Annotated in this window: 10 protein-coding genes and 1 pseudogene; all 11 read left to right on the top strand. The window is 59.9% G+C overall.

Annotated features, from left to right (window positions below; genetic code table 11):
* Window positions 1-55 precede the first annotated feature (55 nt).
* The 11 genes and pseudogenes from PSH65_RS04855 (at window position 56) to PSH65_RS04805 (ending at window position 15,090) form a co-directional block, all read left to right on the top strand.
* Window positions 56-232 (top strand): hypothetical protein, encoded by a 177-nt coding sequence (locus tag PSH65_RS04855; protein WP_003176118.1) that lies wholly within the window; start codon window positions 56-58, stop codon window positions 230-232.
* Window positions 216-3,170, top strand: coding sequence for a sensor histidine kinase (locus tag PSH65_RS04850; protein ID WP_305425162.1), 2,955 nt, complete (start codon window positions 216-218; stop codon window positions 3,168-3,170). The genes PSH65_RS04855 and PSH65_RS04850 overlap by 17 nt, the downstream gene beginning before the upstream one ends.
* A 22-nt stretch (window positions 3,171-3,192) precedes the next feature.
* Window positions 3,193-4,629: a sigma-54 dependent transcriptional regulator gene (locus tag PSH65_RS04845; protein WP_305425161.1), complete on the top strand. Its 1,437-nt coding sequence runs from the start codon at window positions 3,193-3,195 to the stop codon at window positions 4,627-4,629.
* 710 nt (window positions 4,630-5,339) lie between these two features.
* Window positions 5,340-6,740 (top strand): polynucleotide adenylyltransferase PcnB, encoded by a 1,401-nt coding sequence (locus PSH65_RS04840; protein ID WP_033036534.1) that lies wholly within the window; start codon window positions 5,340-5,342, stop codon window positions 6,738-6,740.
* Between the two features lie 3 nt (window positions 6,741-6,743).
* Window positions 6,744-7,229 (top strand): 2-amino-4-hydroxy-6-hydroxymethyldihydropteridine diphosphokinase, encoded by a 486-nt coding sequence (gene folK, locus PSH65_RS04835; RefSeq protein WP_305425160.1) that lies wholly within the window; start codon window positions 6,744-6,746, stop codon window positions 7,227-7,229.
* A gap of 377 nt (window positions 7,230-7,606) precedes the next feature.
* Window positions 7,607-8,407, top strand: coding sequence for a 3-methyl-2-oxobutanoate hydroxymethyltransferase (gene panB, locus PSH65_RS04830; RefSeq protein WP_305425159.1), 801 nt, complete (start codon window positions 7,607-7,609; stop codon window positions 8,405-8,407).
* Window positions 8,404-9,265 (top strand): annotated as a pseudogene (gene panC / locus PSH65_RS04825) (pantoate--beta-alanine ligase). Before panB ends, panC begins: the two are co-directional and overlap by 4 nt.
* Before the next feature lie 244 nt (window positions 9,266-9,509).
* Entirely contained in the window at window positions 9,510-9,890 is a 381-nt protein-coding gene (panD, locus tag PSH65_RS04820; RefSeq protein WP_003228271.1) for an aspartate 1-decarboxylase, read from the top strand.
* A 229-nt stretch (window positions 9,891-10,119) separates the two neighbouring features.
* On the top strand, window positions 10,120-11,784 hold the full coding sequence (pgi, locus tag PSH65_RS04815; protein ID WP_038981528.1) for a glucose-6-phosphate isomerase: 1,665 nt from the start codon (window positions 10,120-10,122) through the stop codon (window positions 11,782-11,784).
* A gap of 188 nt (window positions 11,785-11,972) precedes the next feature.
* Window positions 11,973-13,910 carry an acetate--CoA ligase gene (gene acs / locus PSH65_RS04810; protein ID WP_305425156.1) on the top strand — a complete coding sequence of 646 codons (1,938 nt, stop codon included), beginning with the start codon at window positions 11,973-11,975 and terminating at the stop codon, window positions 13,908-13,910.
* Window positions 13,911-14,073: 163 nt separating this feature from the next.
* On the top strand, window positions 14,074-15,090 hold the full coding sequence (locus PSH65_RS04805; RefSeq protein ID WP_305425155.1) for a class I SAM-dependent rRNA methyltransferase: 1,017 nt from the start codon (window positions 14,074-14,076) through the stop codon (window positions 15,088-15,090).
* Window positions 15,091-15,133 lie beyond the last annotated feature (43 nt).

The following is a 15,133-nucleotide window of genomic DNA, read 5'->3' as shown; positions in this document are numbered from 1 at the left end:
ATCCGTTACCATCGCCGCACGTTTTCGGGCACGCGCATAAAAAAGAGAGGCCGGGATGTACATCTATCGCTTGGTCCTGCTCCTGGTAGTGGGGATTTATCTGTTCTCCCCGGCCATCATGGATTGGTGGATCGACGCCACGGGCGCCTGGTATCGCCCTTATTTGCTCTGGCTGATTCTGATTGTCGTGACCTTCATCCTGCAGAGCCAAAAAGATGCCGATGAGCTTTAGCCTGACCCAGATGATCCTGATCAGCGCCGCGTACCTGGCGGTGCTGTTCGGCGTGGCCTGGATCAGCGAACGGGGCATGATCCCCCGGGCGATCATTCGCCATCCGCTGACATACACCCTGTCGCTGGGCGTCTACGCCAGTGCCTGGGCGTTTTACGGCACGGTGGGCCTCGCTTATCAGTACGGCTACGGCTTCCTGTCCAGCTACCTCGGGGTTTCCGGGGCCTTTCTGCTGGCGCCGGTGCTTTTGTACCCGATCCTGAAAATCACCCGCACTTATCAACTCTCGTCCCTGGCCGACTTGTTCGCGTTTCGTTTCCGTAGCACCTGGGCCGGAGCACTGACGACCATTTTCATGCTGATCGGCGTGCTGCCGTTGCTGGCGTTGCAGATTCAGGCAGTGGCCGACTCCATCAGCATCCTCACCCGCGAGCCGGTGCAGCATCGCGTGGCCCTGAGCTTCTGCGCACTGATTACGCTGTTCACGATTTTCTTCGGCTCACGCCACATCGCCACCCGCGAGAAACATGAAGGCCTGGTGTTTGCGATCGCCTTCGAGTCGGTGATCAAACTGATCGCGCTTGGCGGCGTTGGCCTGTATGCACTGTATGGCGTGTTCGACGGCCCGCAACAGCTGGAACTGTGGCTGCTGCAAAATCAGACCGCCCTCGCTGCTTTGCACACGCCATTGCAGGAAGGCCCGTGGCGCACGCTGTTGCTGGTGTTCTTCGCCTCGGCGATCGTGATGCCGCACATGTACCACATGACCTTTACCGAAAACCTCAACCCGCGCTCGCTGGTCAGTGCGAGCTGGGGTTTACCGCTGTTTCTGCTGTTGATGAGCCTCGCGGTGCCGCTGATTCTCTGGGCCGGGCTGAAACTCGGCGCCACGACCAATCCGGAATACTTCACCCTGGGCATCGGCATCGCCGCCAACAGCAAAGCCCTGGCGCTGTTGGCGTATGTCGGTGGATTGTCGGCGGCCAGCGGGCTGATCATCGTTACTACGCTGGCGCTGTCCGGGATGGCGCTGAACCATTTGGTGCTGCCGCTCTATCAGCCGCCGGCCGAAGGCAATATCTACCGTTGGCTGAAATGGACCCGCCGGGCGCTGATCGTCGCGATCATCATGGCCGGTTACGGTTTCTACCTGATGCTGGGCGCCGAACAGGACCTGGCCAACCTCGGCATCGTCGCCTTCGTCGCCACGCTGCAGTTCCTGCCGGGGGTTTTGTCAGTGCTGTACTGGCCGACCGCCAACCGCCGCGGCTTCATCGCAGGTCTATTGGCGGGGATTCTGGTGTGGCTGGTGACCATGCTGCTGCCGCTGGTCGGCAACCTGCAAGGCTTCTACATTCCGCTGTTGAACATGATTTACGTGCTGGACGACACCAGTTGGCACATGGCAGCAATCGCTTCGCTGGCCGCCAACGTGCTGATGTTCACACTGATCTCCTTGTTCACCAACGCCAGCCCCGAAGAGGCGAGCGCCGCCGAAGCCTGCGCGGTGGACAACGTTCGCCGCCCGCAACGCCGCGAACTGCATGCCGCCTCACCCCAGGAATTTGCCACACAGCTTGCAAAACCATTGGGTGCCAAGGCTGCGCAGAAAGAAGTCGAACAGGCACTGCGTGACCTCTATCTGCCGTTCGATGAACGCCGGCCTTATGCCTTGCGCCGTTTGCGCGACCGTATCGAAGCCAACCTGTCTGGCCTGATGGGGCCGAGCGTCGCGCAGGACATGGTCGAAACCTTCCTGCCCTACAAGGCCGGCGGCGAAAACTACGTTACCGAAGACATCCACTTCATCGAAAGTCGCCTCGAGGATTACCACTCGCGCCTCACCGGTCTTGCCGCCGAACTCGATGCCTTGCGTCGCTACCACCGCCAGACTCTGCAGGAATTGCCGATGGGCGTGTGCTCGCTGGCCAAGGATCAGGAAATCCTCATGTGGAACAAAGCCATGGAGGAGCTGACCGGGATTGCCGCGCAGCGTGTGGTCGGTTCGCGCCTGAGCACCATTGCCGATCCGTGGAAAGAGTTGCTGCAAGGCTTCATCAATCTGCCAGACGAGCACTTGCACAAGCAGCACTTGGCCCTCGACGGTCAGACTCGCTGGCTGAACCTGCACAAAGCGGCGATCGATGAACCGCTGGCGCCGGGTAACAGCGGCCTGGTGCTGCTGGTGGAAGATTTGACCGAAACCCAGATGCTCGAAGACAAACTGGTGCATTCCGAGCGCCTGGCCAGCATTGGTCGACTGGCGGCCGGCGTGGCTCATGAAATCGGCAACCCGATCACCGGCATTGCCTGTCTCGCGCAAAACCTGCGCGAAGAGCGCGAGGAAGACGCCGAACTCACGGAGATCAGCGGGCAGATCCTCGAGCAGACCAAACGCGTGTCACGCATCGTTCAGTCGCTGATGAGCTTCGCCCACGCGGGCAGTTATCAGCACAGTGACGAGCCCGTCTGTCTGGCGGAAGTGGCGCAGGATGCCATAGGCCTGCTGGCCTTGAACCGGCGCAATTTCGAAGTTCAGTTCTACAACCTGTGCGACCCCGATCACTGGGTCGAAGGTGACCCGCAGCGGCTTGCCCAAGTATTGATCAATCTGCTCTCAAACGCCCGCGACGCCTCGCCTCCGGGCAGTGCGGTGCGAGTCAAAAGCGAAGCCGGCGAACACACGGTCGATCTGATCGTCGAAGACGAAGGCAGTGGTATTCCCTCGAGCATCATGGACCGATTGTTCGAACCTTTCTTCACCACCAAGGATCCTGGTGAAGGCACCGGTCTGGGCCTTGCACTGGTCTATTCCATCGTTGAAGAGCATTATGGACAAATCACCATCGACAGCCCGGCTGATGTTCAAAGCCAACGCGGCACCCGTATCCGGGTGACTTTGCCGCGTCATGTCGAAGCGACGTCCGCTGTGAACTGAGACCGTCGAGAGTATCGAATCAATGCCGCACATTTTGATCGTCGAAGACGAAACAATTATCCGCTCCGCCTTGCGCCGTCTGCTGGAACGTAACCAGTACCAGGTCAGCGAAGCCGGATCCGTGCAGGAAGCACAAGAGCGTTTCAGCATTCCCACGTTTGACCTGATCGTCAGCGACCTGCGTCTGCCGGGCGCACCTGGTACCGAGTTGATCAAACTTGGCCAGGGCACTCCGGTGCTGATCATGACCAGTTACGCCAGCCTGCGTTCGGCCGTCGACTCAATGAAGATGGGCGCGGTGGATTACATCGCCAAGCCTTTCGATCATGACGAAATGCTCCAGGCCGTCGCGCGAATCCTGCGTGACCGGCAATCGGCGCAAGCCAGCGGTGAACCGGTCGTCGGCAAAACGACCAATGGCGCCGCGAAAAACGGTGTCGACAACAGCAACGGCGAAATCGGCATTATCGGCTCCTGCCCGCCAATGCAGGACCTTTACAGCAAGATCCGTAAAGTCGCGCCAACCGACTCCAACGTCCTGATCCAGGGTGAGTCCGGTACCGGTAAAGAACTGGTAGCACGCGCCCTGCATAACCTGTCCAAACGCGCCAAGGCGCCGATGATCTCGGTGAACTGCGCAGCCATTCCGGAAAGCCTGATCGAGTCCGAACTGTTCGGCCACGAAAAAGGCGCGTTTACCGGCGCCAGTGCCGGGCGTGCCGGGTTGGTGGAAGCGGCGGACGGCGGCACCTTGTTCCTCGATGAAATCGGTGAGCTGCCACTGGAAGCTCAGGCTCGCCTGCTGCGTGTGTTGCAGGAAGGGGAAATCCGCCGGGTCGGTTCGGTGCAGTCGCAGAAGGTTGATGTACGCCTGATTGCCGCGACGCACCGGGACCTCAAGAGCCTGGCGAAGATTGGCCAGTTCCGTGAAGACCTGTATTACCGCCTTCACGTGATCGCCCTGAAACTGCCGGCCTTGCGGGAACGCGGCGCGGACGTCAATGAAATTGCCAATGCGTTCCTCGCAAGGCAAAGCGCACGGGTCAACCGCACCGACCTGAAATTCGCCCAGGATGCCGAACAGGCGATTCGGCATTACTCCTGGCCGGGTAACGTTCGCGAACTGGAAAACGCGGTCGAGCGTGCGGTGATTCTGTGCGAAAGCCCGGAAATTTCCGCCGAGCTGCTGGGCATCGACATCGAACTGAGCGATCTGGATGACGATGACTTCATCGGCCTGGCGCCCCAGCAGGGCAACGGCGCCGGTAACACCAGCCACGAACCGACCGAAGATTTATCTCTTGAAGACTACTTCCAGCATTTCGTACTCGAGCATCAGGACCACATGACCGAAACCGAACTGGCCCGCAAACTCGGGGTCAGTCGCAAATGCCTGTGGGAACGCCGTCAGCGCCTGGGTATTCCGCGGCGCAAGACCGGGGTGGCCAGCGAGAGCTGAACCGCACCTGTCGGATGTGCGGGTAACACATGACATTGTGAAAAAACTGTTACCTCAGCTTTTTCACGTAACAGAAGCCGGGGCTTACGGTAACGAAGCCCCGGTTTTTTTTGGCCTCGAAAAACACCATCAGCCCGCCTAACCCCTTGTTTTACTGGGCTTCACAAAAGTTGGCACGCCCCCTGCTATATGTTTGGTACAAGAACAATAACAAGCAATGTACAAGACAATAAAAATAAGACGTATCGACTCACGCACAATAAAAACAAGACGGCGAGAGGCGTAGCTAACTGATTCTTTTGGAGAGGCGTTGCATTTGGGGCTTGCCCCACGACCAGGCCGAGAACAATAAAAAACTGTCCCAAGACAGTGCCTGAACTGGTTGGATCGAACGATCATAGCAACACAGCGACCAAAGCAATCCGTTTGCTCTTGGCTCCCGATTGGGAGGGTCATGAAGGAAAACTTCATGGCGAGGGCGCTCAACAAAAACAAGAAGCCCGAAACCAATAATAAAAATAGAGCACGCAACTACTTCTTGGGGAGCTTCGGCTCCCCTTGTGGTTTCTGGCGTTTGGGCACGCCACGCGACATCCCCTTCACACGCTTGCGCAGCTTCCTACACCATCCCCCGACTAAATGCTAGAATCCCGGCCCATCATGCGGTCATTCTTCGTTATGGCCGAACATTCCTTCAAACAGTGCATCCCATGCTGAAGAAGTTGTTCCAGTCATTCCGTTCTCCCAAGCGTCATACGCAACACATTCGCAGTACGCCTGAAGTGCTCAACAGCGGCCAACATTCGCTGCAAAAGGCACAGTTCAGCCGCTACGCGGTGAATATCGTCGAGCGCCTGCAGAACGCCGGTTACCAGGCTTACCTGGTCGGCGGCTGTGTGCGTGACATGCTGCTCGGCATCACGCCGAAAGATTTCGACGTCGCCACCAGCGCCACCCCCGAACAGGTACGCGCCGAATTCCGCAACGCGCGGATCATCGGTCGGCGTTTCAAACTGGTGCATATCCACTTTGGCCGCGAAATCATTGAAGTCGCGACCTTTCGCGCCAATCACCCGCAAAACGACGAGGACGAAGACAGCAACCAATCGTCTCGCAATGAAAGCGGGCGCATTCTGCGCGACAACGTCTACGGCACCCTGGAAGAAGACGCGCAACGCCGCGACTTCACCATCAACGCCTTGTATTACGATCCGGTCAGCGAGCGCATTCTCGACTACGCCAACGGCGTACACGACATCCGCAATCATCTGATCCGCCTGATTGGCGATCCGAAGCAACGCTACCAGGAAGACCCGGTGCGGATGCTGCGGGCCGTGCGTTTCGCCGCCAAGCTGAATTTCGGCATCGAAAAACACAGCGCCACGCCGATCCGCGAACTGGCACCGTTGCTGCGCGAGATCCCGTCGGCTCGTCTGTTCGAAGAAGTGCTCAAGTTGTTCCTCTCCGGCTATGCCGCGGACACCTTCGAAATGCTGGTCGACCTGCAGTTGTTCGATCCGCTGTTCCCGGCCAGTGCGGCAGCGTTGGAGTACAACCCGACCTACACCCACACGCTGATCAGTGAAGCGCTGATCAATACAGACCTGCGGATCAAGCAGAACAAACCGGTCACTCCGGCGTTCCTGTTTGCCGCCCTGCTCTGGCCTGCCCTGCCGGCCCGTGTGTTGCGTCTGCAAGAACGCGGCATGCCGCCGATTCCGGCGATGCAGGAAGCCGCTCACGAGTTGATCGCCGAACAGTGCCAGCGCATCGCCATTCCGAAACGCTTCACCATGCCGATCCGCGAGATCTGGGACATGCAGGAGCGCCTGCCACGGCGCAGCGGCAAACGCGCCGACCTGTTGCTGGACAACCCGCGGTTCCGTGCCGGTTACGACTTCCTGCTGCTGCGCGAAAGCGCCGGTGAGCAGACCGACGGCCTGGGCGAGTGGTGGACCGACTATCAGGACGCCAACGACAGCGAACGCCGGGACATGATCCGCGACCTCAGTGGCAAGGACGACGGCACCGGTGCTCCACGCAAACGCCGCCGCAGCGGCGGTGCCAAGCGCAAGCGCACTGCCGGCGCACCGAGCGCTACAGGCGAGTAAGTCATGGAACGCATCTACATCGGCATGGGCAGCAATCTGGCTGACCCCGCCGAACAATTACGCAGCGCTGTCACAGCGCTGGCGCAATTGCCGCAAACCGAACTGGTCGGGGTTTCCGGGTTTTATCAAAGCGACTCGCTGCTACCCGGCCAACCGCGCTACACCAACGCGGTCGCAGCGCTCGACAGCAGCCTCGCGCCACTGGACCTGCTGGATGCGCTTCAAGCCATCGAGAACGGCCAAGGACGCGAGCGCCTTGAACGCTGGGGCCCGCGTACGCTGGATCTGGACATCGTGCTGTTCGGCGATCGACTGATCGACGAACCTCGCCTCAAAGTCCCCCACTATCACCTGCAGGAACGGGCCTTTGTGCTCTATCCGCTGGCCGAGCTGGCACCAGCGCAATTGCGCCTGGCTGATGGCCGCACCCTCACAGAATTACTCGCCGCTTGCCCGTTCGTCGGGTTGGAACGCCTCTCCCCGAATTGACAAAAAATCCCTGTGGGAGCGGGCTTGCCCGCGATGGCGGACTATCAGTCAACATTGATGTTGAATGCAAAGTCGCTATCGCGGGCAAGCCCGCTCCCACAATGGTTTCTGTCGTATCAAAGATTTTCAGCAACAAAAACCTGCTGAATCGCATCAGTAACGCCGGTAACACCCCACGCGTAACAATGCGGTAACACACGCAATTGACTTCCCGGGTTCTCCTCACGACTATAGGCGTCCCGCTGCCGCCAACGCGGCGCCAAAGGGCGCAATCCAGGCCTTACAAGCACCACGAAAGAAGGTGCGCCTGTATAAATGACGAATCACGCGCGTTACTCGCAGTAGTTTCCATAGCGCCTGTAATGAGGATTTTTTTCATGCCAGCCATCACCCTGACCACGCTCCAGAGCCTCAAGCAGAAAGGTGAAAAGATCACCATGCTGACCTGCTATGACGCGACCTTCGCCCATGCCTGCAATGAGGCCGGGGTTGAAGTGCTGCTGGTAGGCGACTCCCTCGGCATGGTCTTGCAAGGTCACGACAGCACTCTGCCGGTGACCACCGCTGAAATGGCCTACCACGTGGCGGCCGTCAAACGCGGCAACGCCGATGCCCTGATCCTCGCCGACCTGCCCTTCATGTCCTACGCCACTACCGAACAAACCATGACCAACAGCGCCCTGTTGATGCAGGCCGGTGCGCACATGGTCAAGGTTGAAGGAGCGTTGTGGCTCGCAGACTCGATCCGTCTGCTGGCCGAACGTGGCATCCCGGTGTGCGCGCACATGGGGCTGACGCCGCAATCGGTCAACATCCTCGGTGGCTATAAAGTCCAGGGCCGCAACGAGAACCAGGCGCGGCAAATGCGTGCCGATGCCATCTCCCTGGAACAGGCCGGTGCGGCCATGCTGCTGCTCGAATGCGTGCCCAGCGAACTGGCCGAAGAAATCACCCAGGCGGTAAAGATCCCGGTAATCGGCATCGGCGCCGGCAGTGGCACCGACGGCCAGGTACTGGTCCTGCACGACATGCTGGGCCTGTCCATTACCGGTCGAGTACCAAAATTCGTGAAGAATTTCATGACTGGCCAAACCAGCATTCAAACCGCCTTGAGCGCTTACGTCACTGAAGTCAAAGCGGCGACTTTCCCCGGTATCGAACACGGATTCTCTGCATGAACACCGTAAAAACCGTACGCGAACTGCGGGCCGCCGTGGCCCGTGCCCGTAGCGAAGGCAAGCGCATCGGCTTCGTGCCGACCATGGGCAACCTGCACAGCGGGCATATCGCGCTGATCACCAAAGCCATCCAACGGGTGGATTTCGTGGTCGCGAGCATTTTCGTCAACCCGCTGCAGTTCGGTGCCGGCGAAGACCTCGACAAGTACCCGCGGACCCTGGCCGCCGATCAGGAGAAACTGCTCCAGGCCGGTTGCCATCTGCTGTTCGCACCGACCGTCGAAGAAATGTACCCCGACGGCATGGCCGGGCAAACCCGCGTCAGCGTTCCGCAACTGTCCGAGGGCCTGTGCGGCGCCAGCCGTCCGGGGCATTTCGAAGGGGGTGGCGACCGTCGTCAGCAAGCTGTTCAACATGGTCCAGCCGGACCTGGCGATCTTCGGCCAGAAAGACTTCCAGCAACTGGCGGTGATTCGCGCCCTGGTGCATGACCTGAACATGCCGATCCAGATCATCGGCGAACCCACCGTGCGTGCCGCCGATGGTCTGGCTCTGTCGTCACGCAATGGTTTCCTCAGCGAAGAACAGCGTGCCGTCGCGCCAGTGGTCTATCGCACCCTGACCCATATTGCCGATGCAATTAAACAGGGTGAGCGGGATTACCCGACGTTGATCAACGAGCAGATCAAACAGCTTGAAGCCGCCGGCCTGCGTACGGATTATCTGGAAATTCGCCATGCGCTGACCTTGCGTCCGGCGACGGCGGAAGATCGGGATCTGGTGATTCTGGTGGCGGCATTCCTGGGCACGACGCGGTTGATCGACAACCTGCACCTGAACCTCGACGCGCCCGCATAAACACCACCAAACCCTGTGGGAGCGGGCCTGTGGCGAGGGGGCTTGCCCCGGTTGGGCTGCGAAGCAGCCCCAAAATCTCTGATATACCAAAGATCCTGTGAGTGCTACGCACTCAAACGGGGGCAAGCCCCCTCGCCACAGGTCTGCTCCCACATTGGATCTGCGTCGTGTCCAGACTGTATTGCCGCTCACAAAGCCTTCGGGCAAACTGCCCGCCGTTCGATTCCGCCCTGGGGAAACACTCATGCACGCCATCATGCTAAAGGCCAAGCTGCATCGCGCCGAAGTCACCCATGCTGTACTCGATTACGAAGGCTCCTGCGCCATCGACGGCGAATGGCTGGACCTGTCCGGCATCCGTGAGTACGAACAGATCCAGATCTACAACGTCGACAACGGCGAACGCTTCACCACCTACGCGATTCGTGGCGAAGAAGGTTCGCGCATGATTTCGGTCAACGGTGCCGCGGCCCACAAGGCCAAGGTCGGCGACCGCGTGATCATCTGCGCTTACGCCCACTACAGCGAAGCCGAGCTGCTTAATTTCAAGCCGCGCATGCTCTACATGGCGCCGGGTAACGAGCTGAGCCACACCAGTAATGCCATTCCGGTTCAGGTGGCCTGATCGAGCCACTGCCCCTGTCAGGCTTCCGTTTGTCGGACCGCTCCCTGTTTAAATGTTAAAAAAGTACCGGGAGCAGGTCAGACAAAGTCAAGACAGATTGCAGCGCTAGGTTTACTGTATTCGCCCTGCGCCAGAAATCGTGTCGACGCAGTTGACCGGACGCCCACCCGCAGCGCTCCGGGATTTTTAGTGTTCAAAAGGCCGTTCAAGTAAAAGGAAAACCGCAGCGATGGCGTATTACCGCACTCCTCACGACGTTACCGCTCTGCCCGCCTGGCAAGCGTTGAATGACCACCGCCAAGCCATGCAGGATTTCAGCATGCGCGAAGCCTTTAATGCCGATCCGCAGCGTTTTACTCAATTCACCCTCAGCAGCTGCGGCCTGTTTCTCGACTACTCGAAAAACCTGATCAACGCCGAGACCCGCAATCTGCTGGTGGGCCTGGCCAACGAAGTCGACCTCAAAGGCGCAATCAAAGCGCTGTTCGATGGCGAAATCGTCAACTCTTCCGAAGGCCGCCCCGCGCTGCACACCGCACTGCGCCGCCCGGTGGGCGACAAGCTGTCGGTCAACGGCGTCAACGTGATGCCCGACGTGCACAAGGTGCTGAACCAGATCACCGACCTCGTGGGCCGCATCCACGACGGCTTGTGGCGTGGTTACACCGAGAAGCCGATCACTGACGTGGTGAATATCGGCATCGGCGGCTCGTTCCTAGGCCCTGAGCTGGTGTCCGAAGCGCTGCTGTCCTACGCCCAGAAAGGCGTGCGCTGCCATTACCTGGCGAACATCGACGGCAGTGAGTTCCACGAACTGACCATGAAGCTGCGCGCCGAGACCACGCTGTTCATCGTCTCGTCGAAATCCTTCAACACCCTCGAAACCCTGAAAAACGCCCAGGCCGCACGCGCCTGGTATCTGGCTCAGGGTGGTTCGGAAGCTGAGCTGTACCGTCACTTCATCGCCGTTTCCAGCAACAACGCGGCGGCGGTGGCGTTCGGTATTCGCGAAGAGAACATCTTCCCGATGTGGGATTGGGTCGGCGGGCGTTACTCGCTGTGGTCGGCCATCGGTTTGCCGATTGCCCTGGCCATCGGCATGTCGAACTTCAAGGAACTGCTGTCCGGTGCCTACACCATGGACCAGCATTTCCAGAGTGCGCCATTCGAACAGAACATGCCGGTGCTGCTGGCGTTGCTCGGTGTCTGGTACGGCAACTTCTGGGGCGCGCAAAGCCACGCGATCCTGCCGTACGACCACTACCTGCGCAACATCACCAAACACCTGCAACAGCTGGACATGGAATCCAACGGCAAGAGTGTGCGCCAGGACGGCACGCCAGTGTCCACCGATACCGGCCCGGTGATCTGGGGCGGCGTCGGCTGCAACGGTCAGCACGCTTATCACCAGTTACTGCACCAGGGCACCCAGCTGATTCCGGCCGACTTTATCGTGCCGATCGTCAGCTTCAACCCGGTGTCCGACCACCACCAGTGGCTGTACGCCAACTGCCTGTCGCAAAGCCAGGCGCTGATGCTGGGCAAGACCCGCGCCGAGGCCGAAGCCGAGCTGCGTGACAAGGGCATGAGCGAGGACGAAGTGCAGAAGCTGGCGGCACACAAGGTGATCCCGGGCAACCGTCCGAGCAACACCCTGGTGGTCGAGCGCATCAGCCCGCGCCGTCTTGGCGCACTGGTGGCGCTGTACGAACACAAAGTCTTCGTGCAAAGCGTGGTCTGGGGCATCAACGCCTTCGACCAGTGGGGTGTGGAGCTGGGCAAGGAGTTGGGCAAAGGCGTCTACAACCGCCTGGTCGGCAGCGAAGAAACACCGGCCGACGATGCCTCCACCCAAGGCTTGATCAACTACTTCCGCGGTCGTCACCGCGGGTGATTTGATGCAGTCCTGTAGGAGCGAAGCTTGCTCGCGAAGAACGATGACTCGGTGTATTTGATACACCGAGGCGCCTGCTTCGCGAGCAAGCTCTACTCCTACAGGTTTGTGTTTGTTTTCTGTATTGAACCCTTTCCCCACTCGGCGCATCTTTTTATTACTTGTCGTAACAAGAATAAGGAACCGTCATGTTCGATATCAGCACGTTCCCCAAAGCCGATGCCGTCCGCCGGGCTGCACAGTTAAGTCAAGACGACTACCAACGCCTGTACCGCCAATCCATCGAGCACCCCAGCACCTTCTGGGCCGAACAGGCCACCCGCTTTCTCGACTGGAGCGCGCCGTGGCAAACTGTCCAGCGTTACGACCTGAAAACCGGTGAGGCGAGCTGGTTCGCTGGCGCAACGTTAAACGTCAGTTACAACTGCATCGACCGTCACCTGGAAAAACGCGGCGATCAAATCGCGATCATCTGGGAAGGCGATGACCCCGCCGAATCCGCCCAGATCACCTACAAAAAACTCCATCACTACGTCTGTCGACTGGCCAACGTGCTCAAAAGCCGTGGCGTGAAGAAAGGCGACCGCGTGTGCATCTACATGCCGATGATCCCCGAAGCCGCCTATGCCATGCTCGCCTGCGCGCGCATCGGCGCGATTCATTCGGTGGTGTTCGGCGGCTTCTCCCCAGACTCGTTGCGTGACCGGATCCTCGACGCCGATTGCCGCACCGTGATCACTGCCGACGAAGGCGTGCGCGGCGGTAAATTCGTGCCGCTCAAAAAGAACGTCGACACCGCGCTGCAAAGCTGCCCCGGCGTGAACACCGTGATCGTGGTCGAACGCACCCAAGGCCAGGTTAACTGGGTCGACGATCGGGACATCTGGTACCACCAGGCTTTGCGCGACGTCAGCGACGACTGCCCACCAGAGCCGATGGACGCCGAAGACCCGCTGTTCATCCTCTACACCTCCGGCAGCACCGGCAAACCCAAAGGCGTGCTGCACACCACCGGCGGCTATCTGTTGCAAGCAGCCATGACCTTCAAGTACGTGCTCGACTATCGCGACGGTGAAGTTTTCTGGTGCACCGCCGATGTCGGCTGGGTCACCGGCCACAGCTACATCGTCTACGGGCCGCTGGCCAACGGGGCGACCACGCTGATCTTCGAAGGCGTGCCGAGCTACCCGAGCACCTCGCGCTTCTGGCAGGTGATCGACAAGCACCACGTGAACATCTTCTACACCGCGCCGACCGCCCTGCGCGCGCTGATGCGTGAAGGTCCCGAACCGTTGAAGGAAACGTCCCGCGAGAGCCTGCGGTTACTCGGCACCGTCGGTGAACCCATCAACCCGGAAGCCTGGGAGTGGTATTTCAATACGGTCGGCGAGCAGCGCTGCCCGATTGTCGATACCTGGTGGCAGACCGAAACCGGCGGCATCATGCTCAGCCCGCTGGTCAGCACTCAACGGATCAAACCCGGCTGCGCCACCCAACCGATGTTCGGTGTGCAACCGGTATTGCTCGACGAACACGGCAAGGAAATCAAAGGCGCCGGCAGCGGCATACTGGCCATCAAGTCCAGCTGGCCGGCGCAGATCCGCAGCGTCTACGGCGACCCGAAACGGATGATCGAAACCTACTTCAAGCCCTACCCCGGCTACTACTTCACCGGCGATGGCGCCCGTCGTGACGAGGATGGCGATTACTGGATCACGGGGCGCATCGACGACGTGATCAACGTCTCCGGGCACCGCATCGGCACGGCCGAAGTCGAAAGCGCGCTGGTGCTGCACGACAGCATCGCCGAGGCCGCCGTGGTCGGTTATCCCCATGACGTCAAAGGCCAGGGTATCTATGCCTTCGTCACGCCCATGAATGGCACCGAACCCAACGACGAACTGAAGAAACAATTGCTCGCGCATGTCAGTAAGGAAATCGGCAGCTTCGCCAAACCGGACTTGATCCAATGGGCGCCGGCCCTGCCGAAAACCCGTTCGGGCAAGATCATGCGACGAATTCTGCGCAAGATCGCCTGCAACGAACTGGACAGCCTGGGCGATACCTCGACCCTCGCCGACCCGAGCGTGGTGCAGGGTTTGATCGACAAACGCCTGAACTCGTAAATCGTTCGCGCAATGATCGTTCCCACGCTCTGCGTGGGAATGCAGCCAGGGGACGCTCCGCGTCCCAGAAGCAGCCGCAGAGCGTCCGGTGAGGCATTCCCAAGCCCCCTCGCCACAGTGTTAAACTCCCGCGCCCCCAATTCCCTCCTGCAAGGCGCCCAGCATGTCTCCCTTGAATCAGGCGCTGCGCGCCGCCCTCGATCGTCGTCAGGAGCTGCTTGCCGAGTTGCATCAGCAAGGTACCGATTGCTATCGCCTGTTCCACGGCAGCCAGGAAGGCGCCGGCGGCTTGACCATCGACCGCTACGGCCCGCAACTGTTGGTGCAGAGTTTTCACCAGGCACTGGAGCGTGACGCCCTGCTGCAACTGCACGAGATCGTCAATCAACAGCTGGGCCTCGACACCCTGCTGGTCTACAACGACCGTTCCCGTGGCAACTCGCGCATCGACCGCGAAGACACCGTCTACCGCGCCGACGAAGCCGCCCTGCATGATTTGATCGGCCACGAATGGGGACTGAACTACCGGGTTCGCGGGCGCCACGCTGGTCAGGACCCGCTGCTGTTTCTCGACCTGCGCAACGCTCGCGGCTGGGTCAAGGCGCACAGCAAAAACAAAAGTGTACTGAACCTGTTTGCCTATACCTGTGGCGTCGGCCTCAGCGCCGCGGCGGGTGGGGCGAGCGAGGTGTGTAACCTGGACTTTGCCGAAGGCAATCTGGCGGTCGGCCGCGAGAACGGTCTGCTTAACCCGCAATTGCCGACGATGGAATTCATTCAGTCCGATTACTTTCCGGCGATTCGCCAACTGGCCGGTCTGCCGATCAGTCAGCGTCGCGGCCAGAAACTGCCGAGCTATCAACGTCTGGACCCGCGTCAGTACGATCTGGTGCTGCTTGATCCTCCGGCCTGGGCGAAGAGTGCCTTTGGCACGGTCGACTTGTTGCGCGACTATCAGAGCCTGCTCAAACCGGCGCTGCTGACCACCGCCGACGATGGCGTGCTGATCTGCTGCAACAACCTGGCGAAAGTCAGCATGGACGATTGGCGCGAACAGGTTCTGCGCTGCGCAGAGAAGGCCGGGCGCCCGGTGCGTGAGTGGAGCGTGCTGACGCCGGGCAGCGATTTCCCGTCGATGGACCAGCAGCCGCCGTTGAAAACGCTGATCCTGCAGCTTTGAAATTCCACGCCGATAATCAGATAAATCCTATAAAGCGTGGTTG

Origin of the sequence: Pseudomonas sp. FP603 (genome assembly GCF_030687415.1) — a bacterium.
In the GTDB taxonomy this organism is placed as follows: domain Bacteria; phylum Pseudomonadota; class Gammaproteobacteria; order Pseudomonadales; family Pseudomonadaceae; genus Aquipseudomonas; species Aquipseudomonas wuhanensis.
The sequence above is the reverse complement of the archived record's forward strand: the minus strand, read 5'-3'. Positions and strand labels throughout refer to the sequence as shown.